Here is a 20,778-nt window from a genome sequence, read left to right as displayed (position 1 = left end):
CTCAATCCCGCTTGTTATTTCCACTCTGGCGCTGACGCAATTTGATGATCGATTTCAGCACAGTTTCCGGCGTAGCCGGTGCATCCAGTTCCGGCGAGAACTGGTGATCTGCAATCGAAGCAATAGCATCGCGGATTGCCAGCCAGACGGAGATCCCCAGCATTAGCGGCGGCTCGCCAATAGCTTTGGAACGAAATACCGTTTCCTCACGGTTCGGTGCGTTTTCCAAAATCCGTACATTGAAGATTTCCGGTACATCGCGCGAGCCCGGAATTTTATAGGTTGAAGGGCCAGCGGTGCGTAACCGTCCAGCCTTGTCCCACCATAATTCCTCGCAAGTGACCCAGCCCATCCCTTGCACAAAAGCGCCTTCAATCTGGCCGAGATCAATCGCCGGATTAAGCGGAAAGCCGACATCCTGCAAAATATCTGCCCGCAAGCAGCGCATTTCACCGGTCAGCGTATCCACTGCCACTTCGGCAACAGCCGCACCATAGGTGAAATAGAAGAACGGGCGGCCGCGCATTGTCTTACCGTCCCAATGGATTTTCGGTGTCGCATAATGGGCAGCTTCCGAAAGCTGCACGCGTTTTGACCATGTCAGCTTGGCAAGTTCGCCAAAAGACATCGATTCATTGCCCGCATAGACACGATTGCCACGGAAAATGATCTCACTCTCTTCTGTGTTGTAGTGCTCTGCAGCAACCTTGGTCATGCGGCTTTTGATTGCCGTTGCTGCTTTAAAGGCTGCCATACCGTTGAGATCAGAACCCGTTGAAGCAGCCGTTGCAGATGTATTCGGCACTTTGCCGGTCGCTGTCGCCGAGATACGCACCATGTCCAGATCAATCTGGAACACTTCAGCTACAACCTGCGCAACTTTGACAAACAGTCCCTGCCCCATTTCCGTGCCACCATGGTTCAGAAACACCGAACCATCCTGATAGACATGCACCAGAGCACCAGCCTGATTGAGCGCTGTGAGATTGAACGAGATACCAAACTTCACCGGCATCATCGCCAATCCGCGACGGATCAGCGGATTACCCGCATTATAGGCATCAATTTCCGCACGCCGTTTTTGCCATTCACTGCTGCTGAGCAGCGCTTCTGTGACCTGCACCAGCCGGTTATCTTCAACCTTCTGGCCATAGGGCGTTTCATCCCCCGTCTCGTCACCGTAATAGTTGATGGCACGCAGCTGATTGGGATCAAGTTTCAGCTCACGGGCAATCGTATCGACAATCGTTTCAATTGCGATAATGCCCTGCGGCCCGCCAAAACCGCGGAATGCTGTGTTGGACACAGTATTGGTTTTGCAGGCATGACCAATGAAATGAGCATTTTCGATGAAATAGGAATTATCGGCATGGGTCAGCGCACGGGCAATTACCGGCCCTGTGAGATCGGGCAGGTTTCCGGCACGGGCAAGGAATTCAATATCCAGCCCTTTAATACGCCCACGGCTGTCTGTACCCGCCTGCCAATGCACTACAAAATCATGGCGCTTGCCGGTCGCAATCATATCATCGCGGCGCTTGAGGCGCATTTTGCACGGGCGTCCGGTTTTAGCTGCAACCAGCGCGGCCGCACAGGCAATAATTGTCGCCTGACTTTCCTTACCACCGAAGCCGCCGCCCATACGCCGCACCTGACATTCCACCGCATGGGCATGAAGACCCAGCACATGAGCCACATGGTGCTGCACTTCGCTCGGATGCTGCGTTGATGAATGCACCAGCATATCGCCGTTCTCATGCGGCCAGTTTTCACCGGGAATAGCATAGGCAATATGCGTTTCGAGGTAGAAATGATCCTGTCCGCCCATCGAAAGACGGCCGGAAAACTGATGTTCCGCATTGGCAATGGCGGTTTTGACATCACCCTGTTGCACCACCTGTTGCGGGATCACATAACTCTTTTGCCGGTGTGCTTCTTCCACATCCAGCACCGGTGGCAGTTCTTCAATATCCAGCTTTACCAGTTTGGCGGCCTTATAGGCAGCCTCAAAACTGGTCGCAGCAATCACCGCAATTGCCCGCCCCTGATGATCAAGCAGCCCCTCAGCAAAGAGCGGTTCACCGGGGAGACCCGGCGAAACATCATTGATGCCCGGAATATCATGCACATCCCAGATACCGATAACACCCGCCTGCGCCAGAGCTTCACTGGCATCCATACTTTTCAACCGGCCATGGGCAACCGGCGACAATATAAAAGCCGCATGGAGTGTATCCGGCAGTTCCGGCATATCATCAATATAAGTCGCGACACCCGCCACATGACGGCTGGCGGAATCATGCACAACACCATGTCCGACAATACTGCGCTCGACTTTGTTAGCACCTTCCGGCGTTGGAAAAGGCTGATTAAGTGCGATCATAGTGCCATTACCTCCACCACTTCACCGGCCAGATCATGGCGCAGACGCTCCACCAGATTTTGCGCCACCATCAGACGATATTCGGCACTGCCGCGCCAATCACTTAAAGGCGCAAGCTCTGTGGCAATAGCCTGCATACAGGCTGCGACTGCGGCCTCATCTAACGTCTTACCGATCAGCGCCTGTTCCGCACTTTTCACCCGTTTCGGGATCGCTGCCATACCGCCAAAGGCGATACGGGCATCTGTTATAATGCCGTTCTTCTGCGTTACGCGGAATGCACCGCAAACGGTGGAAATATCCTGATCGTAACGTTTGGAGATTTTATAAACGCGATAATCCTGCCCCGCAGTCAGTTTAGGGATTGTCACCGAGGCAATCACCTCGCCCTCACGCAATTCCGTCTTGCGGTAATCGATAAAGAAATCTTCCAGCGGCAGTGTACGACTGCCATTTGAGCCAGCCAGTTCAATCAGCGCACCAAGACCGATCAGCGCTGGCGGCCCATCCCCGATCGGGCTGGCAGTACCAATATTGCCGCCAATCGTGCCCTGATTACGGATTTGTACAGAACCGAAACGGCGCAGCAAAATAGTGAGTGACGGATAATGATTGCCGATAGTCTTCAGCACCTCTGCCCATGTCACCGCAGCGCCAAACCGGAAAGATACTTCATCCTCACGGATATCGCGCAATTCACGCACATGCGCCGTTGAAATAACCTCATTCCAGTCACTGTGATAATCGGCCAGCGCCACGCCGAGATCAGTACCGCCAGCCAGCAGCAGGCTCTGCGGATATTGCGCCCGCAACTCCAGTAATTCTTTGAGGGTCTGCGGCTGATGATAGGTTGAACCGCCATGGCTGAAACCTGATTGCGGACGGATATCCTGCAAGGAACCGAAAAGCGGCTGTGCTACCGGTGCACCGCCTTCTGCAATTACCTTGCGTGCGGCTTCAACAATCGGGCGATAGCCGGTGCAGCGGCAGAGATTGCCTGCCAGCGTGTCATGGATCAGCTGATCGTCAGCTTTGGCACCGTGACTTGCACAATCCGCAGCCAGTCCGCTGAGCGACATCACAATACCGGGTGTACAAAAACCGCATTGCGATGAACCGTTTTCGGCCATCGCCGCCTGCACAGGATGGAGTTGTGTGGTTTTCAGCCCCTCAACCGTGACCAATGCCTGACCGTCCAGCTGTCCCATTGTCAGGATACAGCTGTTAACAGCGCGGTAGCGAAATGCTCCGTCGGCATTGTTCGATTGTGGTTCACCCGCCGCAGTGTCAGCCTGCGCAATTGCGTCTTTATCTGTGCCGATTAAAACGGAGCACGCCCCGCAATCCCCCTCAGCACAGCCCTCCTTCGTTCCCTTGAGCCGCGCCTCCCCGCGCAGCCATTCCAGAACCGTTGTATCTGGCCGGATCTGAACATCCTGCCGGTGACCATTCAGAAAGAAACGGATCATCTGTGTCATAAGACCAGATTGTTACGCCTCTGAATACTCGTCAAGATGTGGCGTGACAAATGCGGCAAATTAGCTTTGAGTTGCGTTTTAAAGCGACATTTCTGATCTGTATCATGCCGCTTTTAAACTATGTGAATTCGGAGCATCTGACCGGATGGTCAAATCTCCCTGTCAGAAATCGTGAAATTTTGCTGCGGGAAGTAATATTCTTCCAGATTATTGCCTGCACCGCCACGATCAACCACCAAAAAATCTGAAGTCTCATCCAGCGCCAGCAGCGGATGATGCCAGACATTGCGGTGATAATTCACGCCCTGATTGCCCCGCGCCAGAAAAGCCACAGGCTGATGCGGGACACCATTCTTATCTTCTGCAACCACCACAAGATAGTCGCGTCCGTTCAGCGGCATAAAGGCTTGCGAACCCAGCGGATGGCGTTCAACCATCTTAATCGTCAGCGGCAGCTGCCAAGGCTTGCTGCGGAAGATGTTCATCAAAACATGAGCATCCTCACCGATAACATCGGCTTTCGCCAGCGCATGGTGGCGTTCGGTAATGTCCCAGTTGATGAGCTTAACTTCACCCAAACCGGTTTCGATAATATCCCCGAAAGGTGCGAAATTCTCCGACGTCAAAGCTCGTACCGGTAAATTAATCAGCTCCATTTTATTGCCCTGCCGGTTTGTGGTTTTCATGCCAATGACGGGCAATATCAATACGCTTGGCGACCCAGACTTTGTCATGCGACTGCACATAATCCAGAAAACGTTCCAGCGCCGCCGCACGACCCGGACGGCCGACAAGGCGGCAATGCAGACCGACAGACATCATCTTCGGCGCGCCTTCCCCGCCTTCGCGGTAAAGCACATCAAAAGTGTCTTTCAGATAATTGAAAAACTGATCACCGGCATTAAAGCCTTGCGGCGTGGCAAAGCGCATATCATTTGTATCGAGCGTATAAGGCACGATCAGATGCGGCCCTTTTGGCCCTTCAATCCAGTAAGGCAGTTCATCGGCATAGGAATCGGCGGAATAGACAAAACCGCCTTCTTCCATCACCAGCTGCAGTGTATTGTCGGAAGGCTTACCCTGATAAATCCCGTAAGGGCGTTCGCCGGTCAGTTCTGTGTGCAGACGCACGGCTTCCTGAATATGACGGCGTTCTTCTTCTTCTGTGAAGTCTTTATATTCCAGCCAGCGCAAGCCATGACTGGCGATTTCCCATCCTGCTTCTTTCATCGCCGCAACGGCTTCCGGATTACGTTCCATGGCTTTGGTCACACCATAGACAGTCACATCCATATTGCGCTTGGTGAACATGCGCCACAACCGCCAGAAACCGGCGCGTGCACCATATTCGTAGATCGATTCCATATTCTGGTTACGCTGTTTCGGCCAGCTTTGCGCGCCGACAATCTCGGACAGCAGGCATTCAGAACCGGCATCACCATCGAGAACACAGCTTTCACCGCCCTCTTCATAATTGACCACGAATTGCACGGCGATCTGCGCGCCGTTCGGCCAGCGCGGATCCGGCGTATGACGGCCATATCCGATAAATTCACGTTCACCACATTTTTGCATGTTCTGTTCCCCAATTCTGTCCGCTCAAAATGATAAAACATCGGGCACTTTGTCAATGTTAAATTGTCGACAATTTTAACAATAATTGTCGATTATAATATATAGAGTGGATAAACGGGACAAGTCACTGAAAAGCCTTTATAGACACCCTGTTATTATTGTGATGCCTGCCGGAAAGTCTCTTTGATGTCTCTGAAATTCGATACGCAATTTGATCCGGCCTATGGTGAAGCGGTACAGGTTGCACCGGATATTCTGCGCGTAACCGTCAATAATGCCAGCGCTTTTACCGGTTACGGCACCAACAGCTATATTATCGGTAAAAACCAACTCGGTATTATCGATCCGGGGCCGGAAGATGAGGCGCATTTTGCAACGCTGATGCGCATTATTGCAGACAGGCCGGTCAGTCATATTTTCGTCAGCCACACCCATCGCGATCATTCACCGCTGACCGCAAGACTGAAAAGTGAAACAGGTGCAATCGTTATTGCACAAGGCCCGCACCAGTCAGCCCGTCCGTTATTTGACGGTGAGAGTAATGCACTGGATGCCAGTGTAGACATAGATTTTGCGCCGGATATTTGCGCCAAAGACGGAGAGATTTTCACCAATCATGACTGGGCATTAGAGGTGATCTATACTCCCGGCCATATGGCCAACCATGCCTGTTTCGCACTCAATGATCGCGGCATCTTATTTTCCGCCGATCATGTCATGGCATGGGCGACCACCATTGTCGCGCCGCCGGACGGCTCGATGCGCGCCTATATGCAGTCTCTTGAAAAACTGCTCAAACGCAAAGACAGCCTCTATCTGCCGGGGCATGGCGCACCGATTGCCAAACCCCATCGTTTTTTACGCGGACTTCGTGCTCACCGAAAAATGCGTGAACGGGCCGTGTTTGAGCGGGTAATGCAGGGCGATGAAACAATCGCGCAGATGGTCGCCGCGATTTATCGTGATACTGATCCGCGTCTGCATGGCGCTGCAGGGCTTTCGGTTTTCGCCCATCTGGAAGATCTGGTCTCACGCGGATTAGTCAAAACGGACGGCGACCCGATGCCCGACAGTCTCTACCGGCCTGCCTGAGTTTACTCTTCCGGCGCATCCGGCACGGCATTGCGCATTTCCAGATCAAGCGCATTAAAAAATGTGCCGATCAGACCGGCATTGAACCCCATATCATAGCGCCCGTAACGTGAGACAGAACGCATATCGACCGTGGTTTGCTCGGCCTCGTCCCTGAGCCGCACGACCACATCGCTGTGCAAACCCAGAATGAAGGTTTTGGCAGTTGCCTCGACACTCACATCCATGTCTTCACCGGCAGTACCGGACGTAGCAGTTACAGCAAAGCCCTGCTCTTTCAGCACTTTAAGCACAGCTTTTAAGACGTGATCCTGCGCACTGTCATATTGCCTGCCGCTCACTTCCGGATAGGCAGAGATTTGCTGCAACATATCCGGCACCGCATCGGTGCCCAGACTATTTTGCACAGTCAGATCACCCAGCCCCAGTTTTTGAAGCAGTTGCACGCGGAAATCGGGCTTATAATCCTGCAATAAATCCTGCTCATTGCTCATCACAGTATTGAACTGCACGGAGTTTTCGAGATCGGTGGAAACATCATGAATACGTGGTGTGCCGCTGATCTGCCCCAGTACAAGTGCGGGCGGGATCAATGTGACCAGAGCGATAAAGCAGGCACGCATGGCACGCCGCCCTCCCGCATCGCCGCTACGCCATAAATTATAAAAAGATTTAGCAGAAAGCAGCAAAGCCAGCAGAGCGAAAAACACGGCAAGTGCCACAATAAACACCAGATCCGGCTGCTGTATCAAACTGAAACGATGTGCTGTAACCGCAGCGATGAGCAACCCCAGACCGGCAAAAGCGCAAGCCGGTGCATATTTCGCCGATCGCGAGGAACGACGTCTCACTTTGCGCCGGATGTAATAATTTTCAAGCATCACTTGCCGCACTGCCGGTTAGAGAGCGGTTCCGGTAAACACGGAATTGTAAAACCGCTCTGTCTCTTTGTTTTACGCATCGAGGCGGGTAAAGAAATCAGTCCCGCGAAGGCGCTTCGCACAATATTCAGGGTCTGCCGAGCATAAACAATACGCGATCCGCATCGCTGCCTGCAAGAACTGTTCATTTCGTCAGGTGGCTAAAGAGGTAAAGATCTGTGATTAACGATAGATAAAAGAGAAATATTTTTATTTATCATGATATTATAACAAATCACTAAAATGAGATTGCATCAAATTCACAAACTGCCACAATCAGTTTGCGGATAAGAAGAATTATACAGCCGGAGACGCTCCCCCTATGAGGCAAACGCCCTCCTCCACCAACGAAAACCTGATAGCCGCGTCTGAGGAGAACGCGTCTTTAGAAGCAGTTGAAGTTGAATTTGCCCTCGGTGCTCAGGATGTTCTGACCGACGGCTTTGATCTGTCCTTGGCCAAAGCCGCTGAAATTGTCGGCGGTGAAGTCCTGTTTAATATGCCTGCGCTGGACACTACCAATGCGCAGCGTATCGGTGCCATTCTTGTGCCGTCTGCCGTGCAGGATCAGGTGGTATTCGTCACTTTGCTGAATGACGGGATTACTCTGTCCCATGCGCCGCTCTCGGGCAATAATGTTCTGTTTGAAAGCCTCGGCCGCAATTATGCTGCCGTTATGGGCAAGTTAAAGAACGGCCTCTGAAATCATTCAAATACTTGATATGTCATTGCGCGGAGACCGGAACAGGCTCTGCCGATGCCGGTTTTGTCTTTATTTTAGAATGGCTTTTATTCTCTTTCTGCGAAACAGATTCATTCGGCGGCGCAGTTTCACTCACCACATTCGGTGCCGCGTGCGTGGGCATATCCCGCAGCAGTCTGAACTGCACGCCTTTCTTCTTCAGCGCCAGAATACCCTCGGCCACACCGGCACCGGAAACACGCTTCGGCTGATTGATATGTGAGATAATCACATCACCGTCTTTGGCATAGGATATACGTTTGGCAACCGTTGTCGCAGGCAGAGATGCACCGCGATCACCATTGAGCGAATAACCGGCAACCTTATAGCCCATGCCCTCGATCTGGCGCACAGCATCCGTTGAATAACGCGCTGTCGCATCACGGTACCATTGCGGCTGTTTGCCGAAGATTTCCGTAATCTTATCCGCACCGCCTTTGACCTCTGCTTCGATAGCAGCAGGTGTACCGGCTGTCGGAATACCATACATGGTTTTCAGCACGGTGATTGCAGGCACATGCTCTGCCCCGTGATTTTCAATCGCGAACAAATCCGGATGCGCTTTCAGAACCTCAATTGCCGCCTGATTACGGCGCAGCCAGCGCGCAGTCACAAACAAGGTCGCCGGAATTTTCTCCCGCACCAGAACATCGAGAATACGATGGTCGATGTCGCCTGAGCAGGCATCCAGCGTGAGTGCGACCTGTATCGGATTTGATTTACCGGCAAGATTTAGCTGCGGCTCGACAATCAGATGACGCTGCGAAATTTTGGTCGAGAGCAAGGCTTCATCTGCAGCAAACGCAGCAGTTGCACCAATGCTCAGGCTCAAGCTCAGCAATAAGGACTTAATGACAGACATCTCGCACCGGCTCATGTTTCAATAATGAACTTATAGCACCATAAACTACAAATGCGCCGGATGAAGCATCCGGCGCATCGTCTTGATTATTTACAACGTTACTTCGCTGCCGCAATTGCCGCTTGTGCTGCTGCCAGACGGGCAATCGGCACACGGAACGGCGAACAGGAGACATAATCCAAACCGGTCTTTTCATAAAAACCGATTGAGGCCGGATCACCGCCATGTTCACCGCAAACGCCGAGTTTGATATTGCTGCGCTGTTTACGGCCACGTTCCGATGCAATCTGCACCAGTTCGCCGACACCATCGAAATCCACCGTTACAAACGGATCCTGTTCGATAATGCCCAGCACCTGATATTGCGTGAGGAAGGATGAAGCATCATCACGCGATACGCCAAAAGTCGTCTGTGTCAGGTCATTGGTACCGAAGGAGAAGAACTCAGCCGTCTCAGCCAGTTCCCCTGCCCGCAAGGCAGCACGCGGCAATTCGATCATGGTGCCAACCATATAATCAACCTGCACGCCGCTCTCGGCAATGATCTGCGCGGCGACTTTATCAATGCGCGCTTTCACAAAATCCAGCTCAGCTTTGATACCAACCAGCGGCACCATAATCTCCGGTATAACCGCTTCACCGGTATCTTTGGCAGCGGCAATCGCCGCTTCGATAATCGCACGGGTCTGCATTTCCGCAATCTCTGGATAGGAGATCGCAAGGCGGCAACCACGATGGCCAAGCATCGGGTTAAACTCGTGCAGGCTTTCCGCACGCTCGGTCAGCTTGTCGACATCTACGCCCATGACATTGGCGACTTCGGCGATTTCTTCCGCAGTCTTTGGCAGGAATTCATGCAATGGCGGATCGAGCAGACGGATGGTGACCGGCAGCCCCTGCATGATTTCAAACAGCTCGGTGAAATCATCACGCTGCATCGGCAGGAGTTTATCCAGCGCAACACGGCGGCCTTTTTCGTCCGATGCCAAAATCATCTCACGCATAGCGAGAATACGCGGACCTTCGAAGAACATATGCTCGGTACGGCACAAGCCAATCCCTTCCGCACCGAAGGATCGCGCTGCATGGGCATCCGCCGGTGTTTCCGCATTGGTGCGCACTTTCATGCGGCGCGCTTCATCTGCCCATTGCATCAACCGGCCAAAATCACCGGAGAGTTCCGGCTGTTGCATGGCTACAGTACCTTTCAGCACCTGTCCGCTGCCGCCGTCAATGGTGATGATGTCACCCTTTTTGAAGGTGCCGCCAGCGGTCAGCATCGTACCATTACGATAGTCAATACGCAGCGTACCGGCACCGGAAACACAAGGCTTGCCCATACCACGGGCAACCACAGCCGCATGGCTGGTCATGCCGCCGCGCGATGTCAGAATACCTTCCGCTGCATGCATGCCGTGAATATCTTCAGGGCTGGTTTCAATACGCACGAGAATGGCTTTACGGCCTTCTGCTTTCAGCTGTTCCGCATCTTCCGAAGAGAACACTATCTCACCGGTTGCTGCGCCCGGAGAGGCAGGCAGGCCGATACCGATCACATGACGTTCGGCTCTCGGATCAATGGTCGGATGCAGCAGCTGATCCAGCGATGCCGGATCAATACGGTTGACGGCTTCTTCTTTACCGATCAGCCCTTCTTCAACCATTTCCACGGCCATTTTCAGCGCGGCTTTAGCCGTGCGCTTGCCGGAACGGGTCTGCAGCATCCAGAGTTTGCCACGCTCAATAGTGAATTCCAGATCCTGCATATCGCGGTAATGCTGCTCCAGACGATCAGCAATTTTCAGGAATTCAGCAAAAGCATCCGGCATGATTTTCTCAAGCGACGGGCGCTCGGAACCAGCCTCAATACGGGCTTCCTCGGTAATATTCTGCGGGGTGCGGATACCGGCCACCACATCTTCACCCTGCGCATTGACGAGGAACTCGCCATAGAGCTTGCGCTCACCGGTGGAAGGGTTACGGGTAAAGGCCACGCCTGTTGCCGATGTATCGCCCATATTGCCGAACACCATGGCCTGCACATTAACGGCAGTACCCCAGTTTTCCGGAATATTATGCAGGCGGCGATAGGTGATCGCGCGGGCATTCATCCATGAGGAGAACACTGCGGAAATCGCGCCCCAAAGCTGCGCTTCCGGATCCTGCGGGAACGGCTCGCCCAGCTCTTCTTCAACCTTGGCTTTGTACTGGTCAATCACACCGCGCCAGTCATCGGCAGTCAGATCGGTATCAACATCCAGATCGAGATTAGCCTTGGCATCGTCGAGAATTTCTTCGAAGAAAGAATGGTCAACGCCCAGCACCACATCCGAATACATCTGGATGAAGCGGCGGTAGCTGTCATAGGCGAAGCGCTCATCATTGGCCTCAGCCGCGATTGCCGCAACCGTATCATCATTGAGGCCGAGATTAAGCACCGTATCCATCATGCCCGGCATGGATGCACGGGAACCGGAACGCACCGAAACCAGCAGCGGGCGGGTCGCATCACCCAAACGGCGACCGGTCAGCGCAGTGATATGCTCCAGCGCAGCTTTGACCTGATCTTTCAGGATTTCAGGATAAGTCCGGTCATGGTCGTAATAATAGGTGCAGACATCGGTGGTAATGGTAAAGCCCGGAGGCACCGGCAGTCCGAGGCTGCTCATTTCAGCAAGGTTCGCACCTTTACCGCCCAGAAGATTACGATCACTTGCAGCACCATCGGCCTTGCCGTCACCGAAGTGATATACCCACTTAACCATTCCCGTCCTCCTGTTATGTCCGGCTCAGGCTGAATGTAAGTCATGATAACCGATACCGGATACACGCTTCCTGCTTAAGCGATAGCACTGCTGTGGGCTACTGAAAAATACAGAAAAACGGTAACAAAGCGCAACGCAGCGCCTGTATATTTGTTTAAATCGATTTTGCGGAATTCGTTTCCGGTTTATTGTCTGAACAGATGAATAATTTGCGGCAGCACGAAAAGTGTTTTCATCTGCATTTCCGCAACTTAACGGAATCAGCTGAGAGTTTGATTCCGGAACATCAAAACAACGCGGAATCTGCTATTAACAAACGTCATTCTCAACCTTGTTTCGGGGATCATCATGCGTAAAACCGGAAAACTCGACTATATAGAAATGCCTGCCGGCCAAAGCGGTCTGAAGGATGTCAAAGCCTTTTACGCCGATGCCTTCGGCTGGAGCTTCACCGATTACGGCCCCGATTATGCCGCCCATTCTGAAGGGCTGGATGGCGGCTTTTATCAAGGCGATGAAGCGAAAAATGCCAAGCCGCTACCGGTGCTCTATTCTGAGGATCTGGAACAGACACTGATTGATGTTGAAAAAGCAGGCGGCAAAATCGTCAAACCGGTTTTCAGTTTCCCCGGTGGCCGCCGCTTCCATTTCACCGATCCGTCCGGCAATGAACTGGCCGTGTGGAGCGAGAATTAAACCGGCACTCACAGATATAATAACAGCTGCGGCGCTTAAATGAGCGCTGTAGCTGATTAGTGAATATCTTCCTCACGGGCGCAATTTTCCGCCTCCATCTGCAATGTCGTATGATGCAGATCATATTGCTGCTGCAATACCTGTTCGATTGCACGGCGCACGGTTTCACCATTTGCCTCAGGTTTCAGCACAATATGCGCAGTCAGGGAATGCTGGCTTTTGGTCAACGACCAGACATGAAGATCATGGATTTCATCAACACCGGAGACTGCCAGAACAGACTGTTCGAGCTTGCGCAAATCCAGCCCGACCGGCACACCTTCCAGCAGAATATTGATACATTCCTTGAGCAGCACCCATGTGCGCGGAAAAACCATAAAGCCGATACCCACGGCAATAACCGAGTCCACCCACTGCCAGCCTGTCAGATAGATAATCACCGCGCCGACAATGACGCCGACAGAGCCAAGCATATCCGCCCAGACTTCAAGATAAGCGCCTTTAACATTCAGGCTTTCATCTTTTTTGCCGCTTAAAAGCTGCATGGAAATGAAGTTCACGATCAGACCGAGAACGGCGACAATCATCATGCCAACAGACTGCACTTCTGCAGGCTGGAACAGGCGTTCATAGGCTTCATAGAGAATATAGAATGCGACGAGCAGCAACAGAACGGCATTGATTGCTGCCGCCAGAATTTCAAAGCGGGAATAGCCATAGGTGCGGAAAATATCCGCTGCACGGCGCCCCAGATAAATGGCAATCAGAGCAAGTGCCAGCGCAAAAGTATCCGTCGCCATATGCATGGCATCAGACAGCAGCGCCAGACTGCCGGTAACATAACTGCCGATGGTTTCGGCAATCATGAAACTTCCGGTCAGGCCTAAAGCCAGCCAAAGTCGCGAAACCGGTGTTGTGCTTACATCCGCATGATTGTGATCGCCGCTCATCATCTGCCTTTCAGCTTTGCATGTCAGTCTGCAACTCAGATAAAACACGCCTGAAAATCATTCTTAATTTTGCATCGGACAAAAGAAAACGGAATGATTTAACAGGCTCAGCAAGACTATAATTTTATACTGCTTCACGCATGGCAGCAGCGGTTTGCAGATCAACGGAAACCAGCTGGCTCACACCCTGCTCGGCCATGGTCACACCGAACAGACGATCCATGCGTGCCATGGTAATCGGATTATGGGTAATGATGACAAAGCGCGTCTTTGTAGAAGCAGCCATCTCATCCATCAGATTGCAATAGCGTTCCACATTGTGGTCGTCGAGCGGTGCATCCACCTCGTCCAGCACGCAGATCGGTGCCGGATTGGTGAGAAACACTGCAAAGATCAGCGCCATTGCCGTCAATGCCTGCTCACCACCGGATAGCAATGTCATGGTCTGCGGCTTCTTACCCGGAGGACGGGCGAGAATTTCCAGACCGGCATCCAGCGGATCTTCCGATTCAATCAGTTGCAGCTCTGCCGTACCGCCGCCAAACAGGTGCGTGAACAGGCGCTGGAACTGCTCATTGACCACATCAAACGCTGCCAGAAGGCGCTCACGGCCTTCTTTATTCAGGCTCTGAATGGCCTGACGCAGTTTCTTGATCGCCTCAATAACGTCTTCGCGCTCATTGATGATCGCGTCCTGCCGTTCGGACAATTCGCGCTGCTCTTCTTCAGCGCGCAAATTCACTGCACCGAGACGTTCGCGCTCAATCTTCAACCGGTCCAGCTGACGGTCTGTGTGATCCATATCCGGCAGCGGATCACCGGCGTTCAGTCCCGTATGGCGGAATGCTTCATGCGGCGCACAATTCAACACCTCAGCGATACGCGCTTCTGTATCTTTACGGCGATCTTCCGCTGCTGCCAAACGCTCTTCGGCACGGGCACGCACTTCCCGCGAGGAAGCCAGTTCCTGAATAGCCAGCGTTGCCCGCTTATCCAGTTTGGCCTGCTCGGTTTCGGCAATGCTCAGGCGGTCAGAGGTTTCTTTGCGCTGCGCATCAGCATCCGTCACAGCGCTTTGCAGCTCGCGGCGGCGCTCTTCAATATCCGCCGGTGCTTCCGCCAGATATTCCGCTTCATCACTGGTTTCAGCTCTGCGTTCTGTCAGCGCAGTAATTTGCCGGCGGGCATTTTCTGCCCGCGATTGCCAGCTTTTGCGCTCATGCCCGATCATCTCCAGACGGCGCAGACGGTTTTCCGCATCACGGCGCAAATTATCATGTGCGGCGCGGGCTTCTGTCATAGCGGCACGGTCAGCCATGACCTGTGTTGTCAGAGTTGTAAGCTGTAAATTCAATGCAGCCAGATCCGGCAGATCATCAAGCCTGATCTGCGCCTCTTCCAGCTGAATAGTGTTTTCTTCCAGACTATCGCTGAGGCGGGTTTTCGCCTCATCCAGTGCTGCACGTTTGCTGGATAATAGTCCGGCTGCACGCTCAGCCTCAGCCAAGGCATCACGCGCCTGCGCCAGTTCACGCTGCGCAGAGCGCCAATGATCGCGCAGACTGCGCTCACGCTCCACCGCCTCACGTAAAGCCGTTTCGGCCTGACGCAAAACCGTTTCTGCCTGTGTTACACGGTTGCGCGCAGCAACAGCAGAAGCTTCAAGCTCCGCCAAACGGTTTTTCTGTGCCAGCCGTTGTGCGGCGGCAGTCGGTGCATCAGAACGCGCCGTAAAACCATCCCACCGCCAGAGGCTGCCTTCACGGCTCACCAGCCGCTGACCGCTCTGCAGCTGTGCTTGCAGGCTTGCGCCCTCACTGTCATCCACCAGACCAATCTGAGACAAACGGGCTTGCAATGCCGCAGGTGCATCAACGACCGTGCTCAGCGGCACTGCACCATGCGGCAGGGAGCCAAAATCACGTGCCTTCTGGCTATCAATATCAGTCCAGAAAACCGGCGCCTGTGGATTAACCGGCGCTTCGAGATCGTCGCCCAAAGCTGCACCAAGTGCGGTTTCATAGCCCTTTTTCACCTGCATCTGCTCAACAACAGCGATATAGGTGGAGGACTGGCCGCTATTGAGAATACTGGCTAAGGTGCGGGCTTCGGTTTCAATCCGGTTCAGCTCTTCGCGTGCATGCGCCAATGGCTGGCGGCGACCGGTTTCGGCTTCCCGCGCCTGCTCTACCATTTCTTCGCAAGCCAGAGCCTGCTCTTCCGCAGCCTGAACCGCCTCTTCGGCCAGCGCTACTCTGGCGGCTTTTTCTTCTGTACCGGCCAGTAATTTCAGCTGGTTTTCCAGCGCGGCAATATCCTGCTCCACTGTGCGCAACTGCGCGGAGAGTTTCTCACTGCGCTCGGCAATATCACGCACCAAACGTTCGCTTTGCGTGCGCTCTGCTGCAGCCTCTGCTCTTGCAGAAGTGATCTGCGCCAGTTCAGACTCATGAGCCTGCAATTGTTCCTGTGCAGTGGCCAGCAGTTCTTCTGCTTCAATCGCACGATCGCCGGACGCCTCATTCTGCTCACGCAAATCCTGCTCTTCATCGTCCAGACGCTCAAGCACAGCCGCATGTTCCTGCAACATCTGCTCTTCGCGGGCGATGTCAGAGCTTAGCTGCTCAAGCCGTTTTAACAGCTCAGACCGGCGCTGTGTCAGGCGCGTCGCTTCTTCATCCAACTGCGAAACCGCAATCGTCAGACGCTGTAAGGCTGCAGATGCGGATGCCTGCTGATTACGCAGTTCCGGCAAATGCTGAGCGGCAATGGCCTGTTCTTTGGCGGCAATCATCTGCGCCTGCGCCATGGCACCAACTTGCGATGTAGCGGTTGCCAAAGCACTCTGCGCCTCGCCTTCCTGTTGCTTTGCCTGCGACCAGCGCAAATGCAACAGGATCGCTTCCGCCGCACGGATATCTGCGGACAATGCGCGGAAACGATTAGCCTGACGGGATTGACGCTTAAGACTTTCAATCTGGGTGCCAAGCTCTCCGACCACATCTTCAAGACGTTCAAGATTGGTTTCAGCCGCACGTAAACGCAATTCAGCTTCATGGCGGCGGGAATGCAGACCGGAAATACCGGCAGCTTCTTCCAGCAATGCACGGCGTGCCTGCGGTTTGGCCTGAATAAGCTCACCGATACGTCCCTGCCCGACCATAGACGGTGAGCGCGCGCCGGTAGACTGATCGGCAAACAATAGCTGCACATCTTTGGCGCGGACTTCCTTGCCATTGATGCGATAGACAGAACCGGATTCACGCTCGATACGACGCGAGACCTGCAGCTCATCCACGTCATTATAGGAAGGCGGTGCAGAGCGGTCGCTATTGTCGAGAAACAGGGTTACTTCCGCACTGTTGCGTGCAGGACGTGTGCCTGAGCCGGAGAAAATAACATCATCCATGCCGGAGGCGCGCATATTCTTATAGGAGTTTTCCCCCATAACCCAGCGCAGCGCTTCAACGAGATTGGACTTACCACAGCCATTCGGCCCGACGACACCGGTCAATCCGCCTTCAATGACGAATTCCATCGGCTCGACAAAAGATTTAAATCCGAGAAGGCGCAGTTTGGTAAAACGCATCAGCCAGTGCTCCGTGCAACCGGGCGCGGCAAAAACAAATCAATAAAGAGCGGAATAAAATCAGACACTATTTTTTTTAAATATGAAAATGCAGCGGGCGCAAAAAAGCCCCCGCTGCATGAATATGCATCAGGCTCAGAGCATAGAGTCGATAACTGCCGACATCTGTTCAACCGAAAGAGCTCCGGAATATTTCTGACCATTGATAAAGAATGTAGGCGTTGCATTCACACCGAACTCAGCGCCACGTTCACGAACAGCATTCACATCATCGAGAAGCTGCTGGTTCGTCAAGCAGGCATTGAATGTCTCCTGTGTAAAACCGGCCAGTTTGGAGATTTGCAGCAATGCAGCCTGTGCATCATCGGCCGCAGCCCACTGCATCTGCTGCTTGAACAGCACATCCACCATCGGGAAATAACGATCATCCGGTGCACAGCGTGCCAGCATGAAGGCAGCCGTTGCGCGCGGATCAAACGGGAATTCACGGAAGATCAGACGGGCTTTGCCGGTCTTGATGTATTTTTCTTCAATTACCGGAAGTGTATTCACAGCAAAAGTCGCACAATGCGAGCAGGTCATCGAAGCATATTCAACGATTGTTACCGGTGCATCAGCCTGCCCCAGCACTTTATCTTCAAGTGCGCCTTTTTCGAGCAGTTTTTTCATATCGACAGAGCCGTCAGACTTCGGAACATCTGTCTGTGCCAGAGCACTGCCGGCGGCAGATACGGACAATGCCGCAGTTGCAAGAGCTGCAGTTCCAAGAAGCTGTCTGCGGTTCAGTTGAGACATCATACGAATCACCCGTTCATTCACGTTGCTATAGTTTCCGGATATTAGAGCAAATTGCCGGAATTTTGTCAGGCAGCTTAAGAGTTTTTAATAAACAGTGTGTCTCCAGAGACTTAACGGGCAATTTTCAGCCGTTTTCGCATTGTTTATTCTCTGTAATCTGCCCTTTGAAATTAAGATCAGCGTGGCTTTTTATTGGCTTTTTCCGCCAGAATATTACGGCCAAGTTGCATCAGTGAGGCACGTAATGCCTCATCCTCAATACCGACTGTTGCCTGCGCCAGTTTTTTCTCGGCAGGTGCACCAACCGGCATCAGCGGTTTGATTTTACGTTGCGCAACAGGGGCAACAGATTTTTGTTCAATGCGAATACGGGCAATAGCAGCGAAACCTAAAAAGGAATTCACGCGATTAATGATCTCGCCGGTGGAATGCTGGATGCGCATGGCCGCCATACCTTCGCAGCCGATGATCAGTGTTGCCGGCTGAAACGGATCATCCTCATGGGCGCGTCGCGGCCAGACAATCCGCAACGGACGCGACTGCGCACCAATCTGCGGTCCGACCACATCTTCCCATGCCTGTATCAGCGACAAATTAATACCGGCGCGTTTGCGTAAGACAGGATCGAGCACACTACCGGCCGTATCTGCCAGCGGTTTAAAACCCGATTTTTCCTCTCTGCTCATCTCTGTCCTTTATGCCGGTTTTATTGCCGCGACGGGCGATGGTTTTTCTCTGTTATAAAATGCCAGAGCATTGCGGGCATCACTGTTACGCCGCAATATATTGCGGCTTGTTCCTGCATAAACCACACTGAAAAAGAACATTGTCACAGCAATACTGGTCTCATGCAGCAGCGGATTATGCAGCATAGCATAGCTGCCCCAGCTGATCGTAAAATAGATCAGCACCCGCCGAACCGTACAGTCTGAATTATTGCGCCAGAAGAAAATGAAGCCGGATACAGCCGCTGCCAGCAGCAACAGGAAACCGATTGCACCATTGACCAGCAGTTCATCAAACACTGAATTATGAACATGGATATAACCGTCAAGCAAAGTTGCCTGATCGCCCAGAACCTCCCGCACTGCAGTCATTTTTTGTTCCGAGCCGACACCAATTAAAGGATGTTCCGCAACCACTTTCACCGCACCGCGCCACATCTGCTCACGTGTATCTGCGGAGGATTTATCCGCCCACTGGCTGCTGTCGCCGGTTTCATAATAATGCACCATACCGGCGAAGCGCTGCGACAGAACTCCGGCGACAGGGCCAACAGTAAAGACAGCAGTCAGACAGGCAGCAAGAATGAGTGAACTGCCGATTTTCACCTTATGGCTGGCAATACGGCCGATCAGCACAATGATTTCAAATATTGCCAGCAGAGCCAGCGTGATCATAACCGCACGGGTTTCGGAGGCAAATACGATCCCCGTACCAATGACCAGATACCACGGTCCGTTCGGTAAAACACGCGGAGCGTTTTTAATCGGCAATGTTGCTGCAACTGCTGCAATTGCTGCCGCATAGGCAAATACTGCAGGATTACCGCCGATACCGATACGGCCGCCCCAAAACAGCGCCTCTCCTGCAACCATTATTGCACACAGAATGATGCCGGTACGGGAGCCGAATGCGAGGATTCTCAGCGGGTCACGGATGAGAACCATCCCCAATCCGGCAAAAGAATAGAGCCATAACAGCAGCACATACCCCACTTGCCGGTTAGCAAAGCTGAGCTCACCGCGCCATGCCATCAGGCTGAGGCTCCAGATCATATAGGCAGATATCAGGACATAAAAATGCGCACCATACATCCGGTGCCAGCGATGTTTGTACAGCGCCAGATAGAAACCGATACAACTATACACGAACAGGATAATCGGGCCGAGCGCATAACGGACCGGCATTGCGATTGCCGCCAGACATAAAAGCCAGAGATCAATACGACGACGTATCAGAAAGTTTTTTTGCAGAATTCGCATATCACCGTTGCCGGATATTTGTTTTTTGGAAACTGTAAAACAGTCTTTGCAAATAGTCTTTCATACGAAAGAATAATGTACCGATCCGTTTATGGGCAGGTAATTTTGCCCGCGAATAGGTTTTGATATCCTCGGATATTGTTGAAGCGCTTTCATTGGCATTGCTCACCACAGCCCTGCTGGCGGTGAAGAAATTATATGAACCCGCCCAGCCGCGCTCCAGTGCCACATCATAAGGAAGATGCATCACTTGCAGTGCTTTGAGCACTTTCGCCGCCCCCTCTTTTGAAACAATATAGGCTCCGGCATTACCAAGCGGCCCGTGGGTAACACGCCCGATCGCCACATCATTTGTGAGATTTTCAACCGGACGAAACCCTACAAGACGGTTATGGATCAGCTTGATGACATCCCAGCCCTGCAAATCTGCTGCAGCTTCAACAACCGGAACAAATTCTTCAGAAAACCGGATATCATCTTCAATAATCACACCGGCTGGCGCATCGCCTGACGCAATCATTTCCAGAGCCTTCATGTGGCTGAAATAGCAGCCGATTTCCGCAGAGGAGGCAATCTTCCCGTGATCGCGTCGGAAAGCCGCATCATCAAAATGGCGTTTATCCGCTTCTGCGAGCAATTTACCGTCAATTGCCGGCACGCGCTGAAGCGCAATGCCGCTTTCCTGCGCATGTGCAAGCAGCGAATCCCAGCGGTCTTTTGAGCGGTCAAGATTGAGAACATAGACCGGAAAGCTTTGTTTGTTCTGCAATATCAAGCCTTTCGGATATTATTCCATCAACAAAATAAGGTTTATAAAATTGTGGTACTCAGCAATATGACGACAGTCAAACTATCCGCTGCATAATGAAAACGATTTCACATTGTAAGCACAAGCTAAAAATAATTTCCGGTGCATTCCGAAAGCAGATCATTTATTGACAAA

At 52.6% G+C, this 20,778-nt stretch carries 16 protein-coding genes; 3 read left to right on the top strand and 13 right to left on the bottom strand.

What is annotated here, in order from left to right:
* Position 1: 1 nt before the first annotated feature.
* The 4 genes from xdhB to puuE all read right to left on the bottom strand — a co-directional run bounded on the left by xdhB (position 2) and on the right by puuE (position 5,436).
* Entirely contained in the window at positions 2-2,383 is a 2,382-nt protein-coding gene (xdhB, locus tag BKD14_RS05235; RefSeq protein ID WP_075654509.1) for a xanthine dehydrogenase molybdopterin binding subunit, read from the bottom strand.
* Positions 2,380-3,861 (bottom strand): xanthine dehydrogenase small subunit, encoded by a 1,482-nt coding sequence (xdhA, locus tag BKD14_RS05230; protein WP_083646810.1) that lies wholly within the window; start codon positions 3,859-3,861, stop codon positions 2,380-2,382. Before xdhA ends, xdhB begins: the two co-directional genes overlap by 4 nt.
* A 149-nt stretch (positions 3,862-4,010) precedes the next feature.
* A complete protein-coding gene (locus tag BKD14_RS05225; RefSeq protein ID WP_075654508.1) occupies positions 4,011-4,517 on the bottom strand; it encodes an ureidoglycolate lyase in 507 nt (168 codons plus the stop codon).
* Between the two features lies 1 nt (position 4,518).
* The gene (gene puuE, locus BKD14_RS05220) at positions 4,519-5,436 is read right to left on the bottom strand and encodes an allantoinase PuuE (RefSeq protein ID WP_075654507.1); all 918 of its coding nucleotides are present in this window, start codon (positions 5,434-5,436) and stop codon (positions 4,519-4,521) included.
* A gap of 186 nt (positions 5,437-5,622) precedes the next feature.
* Between puuE and BKD14_RS05215 the strand changes: the two genes are divergently transcribed.
* A complete protein-coding gene (locus BKD14_RS05215) occupies positions 5,623-6,528 on the top strand; it encodes an MBL fold metallo-hydrolase (RefSeq protein ID WP_075654506.1) in 906 nt (301 codons plus the stop codon).
* Between the two features lie 2 nt (positions 6,529-6,530).
* On the opposite strand, the gene BKD14_RS05210 is transcribed toward BKD14_RS05215, so the two are convergent.
* Complete coding sequence (locus tag BKD14_RS05210) at positions 6,531-7,379, bottom strand: DUF1499 domain-containing protein (RefSeq protein ID WP_175576058.1); 849 nt, start codon at positions 7,377-7,379, stop codon at positions 6,531-6,533.
* A gap of 391 nt (positions 7,380-7,770) precedes the next feature.
* Between BKD14_RS05210 and BKD14_RS19265 the strand changes: the two genes are divergently transcribed.
* Complete coding sequence (locus tag BKD14_RS19265) at positions 7,771-8,151, top strand: hypothetical protein (RefSeq protein WP_075654504.1); 381 nt, start codon at positions 7,771-7,773, stop codon at positions 8,149-8,151.
* 22 nt (positions 8,152-8,173) lie between these two features.
* Here BKD14_RS19265 and BKD14_RS05200 read toward each other — a convergent pair whose 3' ends face one another.
* Together BKD14_RS05200 and ppdK are read right to left on the bottom strand one after the other, a co-directional pair.
* Positions 8,174-9,052 carry a polysaccharide deacetylase family protein gene (locus BKD14_RS05200; protein ID WP_075654503.1) on the bottom strand — a complete coding sequence of 293 codons (879 nt, stop codon included), beginning with the start codon at positions 9,050-9,052 and terminating at the stop codon, positions 8,174-8,176.
* 98 nt (positions 9,053-9,150) lie between these two features.
* Positions 9,151-11,817 (bottom strand): pyruvate, phosphate dikinase, encoded by a 2,667-nt coding sequence (ppdK, locus tag BKD14_RS05195; RefSeq protein ID WP_075654502.1) that lies wholly within the window; start codon positions 11,815-11,817, stop codon positions 9,151-9,153.
* Positions 11,818-12,165: 348 nt separating this feature from the next.
* On the opposite strand from ppdK, the gene BKD14_RS05190 reads away from it, so the two are divergent.
* Entirely contained in the window at positions 12,166-12,513 is a 348-nt protein-coding gene (locus BKD14_RS05190; RefSeq protein WP_028233815.1) for a VOC family protein, read from the top strand.
* Between the two features lie 56 nt (positions 12,514-12,569).
* On the opposite strand, the gene BKD14_RS05185 is transcribed toward BKD14_RS05190, so the two are convergent.
* The 6 genes from BKD14_RS05185 to BKD14_RS05160 all read right to left on the bottom strand — a co-directional run bounded on the left by BKD14_RS05185 (position 12,570) and on the right by BKD14_RS05160 (position 20,604).
* The gene (locus BKD14_RS05185; RefSeq protein ID WP_075654501.1) at positions 12,570-13,463 is read right to left on the bottom strand and encodes a cation diffusion facilitator family transporter; all 894 of its coding nucleotides are present in this window, start codon (positions 13,461-13,463) and stop codon (positions 12,570-12,572) included.
* Between the two features lie 124 nt (positions 13,464-13,587).
* A complete protein-coding gene (gene smc, locus BKD14_RS05180; protein ID WP_075654500.1) occupies positions 13,588-17,052 on the bottom strand; it encodes a chromosome segregation protein SMC in 3,465 nt (1,154 codons plus the stop codon).
* 135 nt (positions 17,053-17,187) lie between these two features.
* Complete coding sequence (locus tag BKD14_RS05175; RefSeq protein WP_075654499.1) at positions 17,188-17,850, bottom strand: DsbA family protein; 663 nt, start codon at positions 17,848-17,850, stop codon at positions 17,188-17,190.
* A 176-nt stretch (positions 17,851-18,026) separates the two neighbouring features.
* Entirely contained in the window at positions 18,027-18,536 is a 510-nt protein-coding gene (locus tag BKD14_RS05170; RefSeq protein ID WP_075654498.1) for a DciA family protein, read from the bottom strand.
* 9 nt (positions 18,537-18,545) lie between these two features.
* The gene (locus BKD14_RS05165; protein ID WP_075654497.1) at positions 18,546-19,835 is read right to left on the bottom strand and encodes an O-antigen ligase family protein; all 1,290 of its coding nucleotides are present in this window, start codon (positions 19,833-19,835) and stop codon (positions 18,546-18,548) included.
* Between the two features lies 1 nt (position 19,836).
* Positions 19,837-20,604, bottom strand: a complete 768-nt coding sequence (locus BKD14_RS05160; protein ID WP_075654496.1) for a glycosyltransferase family 25 protein — start codon at positions 20,602-20,604, stop codon at positions 19,837-19,839.
* Positions 20,605-20,778 lie beyond the last annotated feature (174 nt).

This window comes from Pseudochrobactrum sp. B5 (assembly GCF_001939785.1).
In the GTDB taxonomy this organism is placed as follows: domain Bacteria; phylum Pseudomonadota; class Alphaproteobacteria; order Rhizobiales; family Rhizobiaceae; genus Pseudochrobactrum; species Pseudochrobactrum saccharolyticum.
This window is presented reverse-complemented; position numbering and strand designations above follow the sequence as displayed.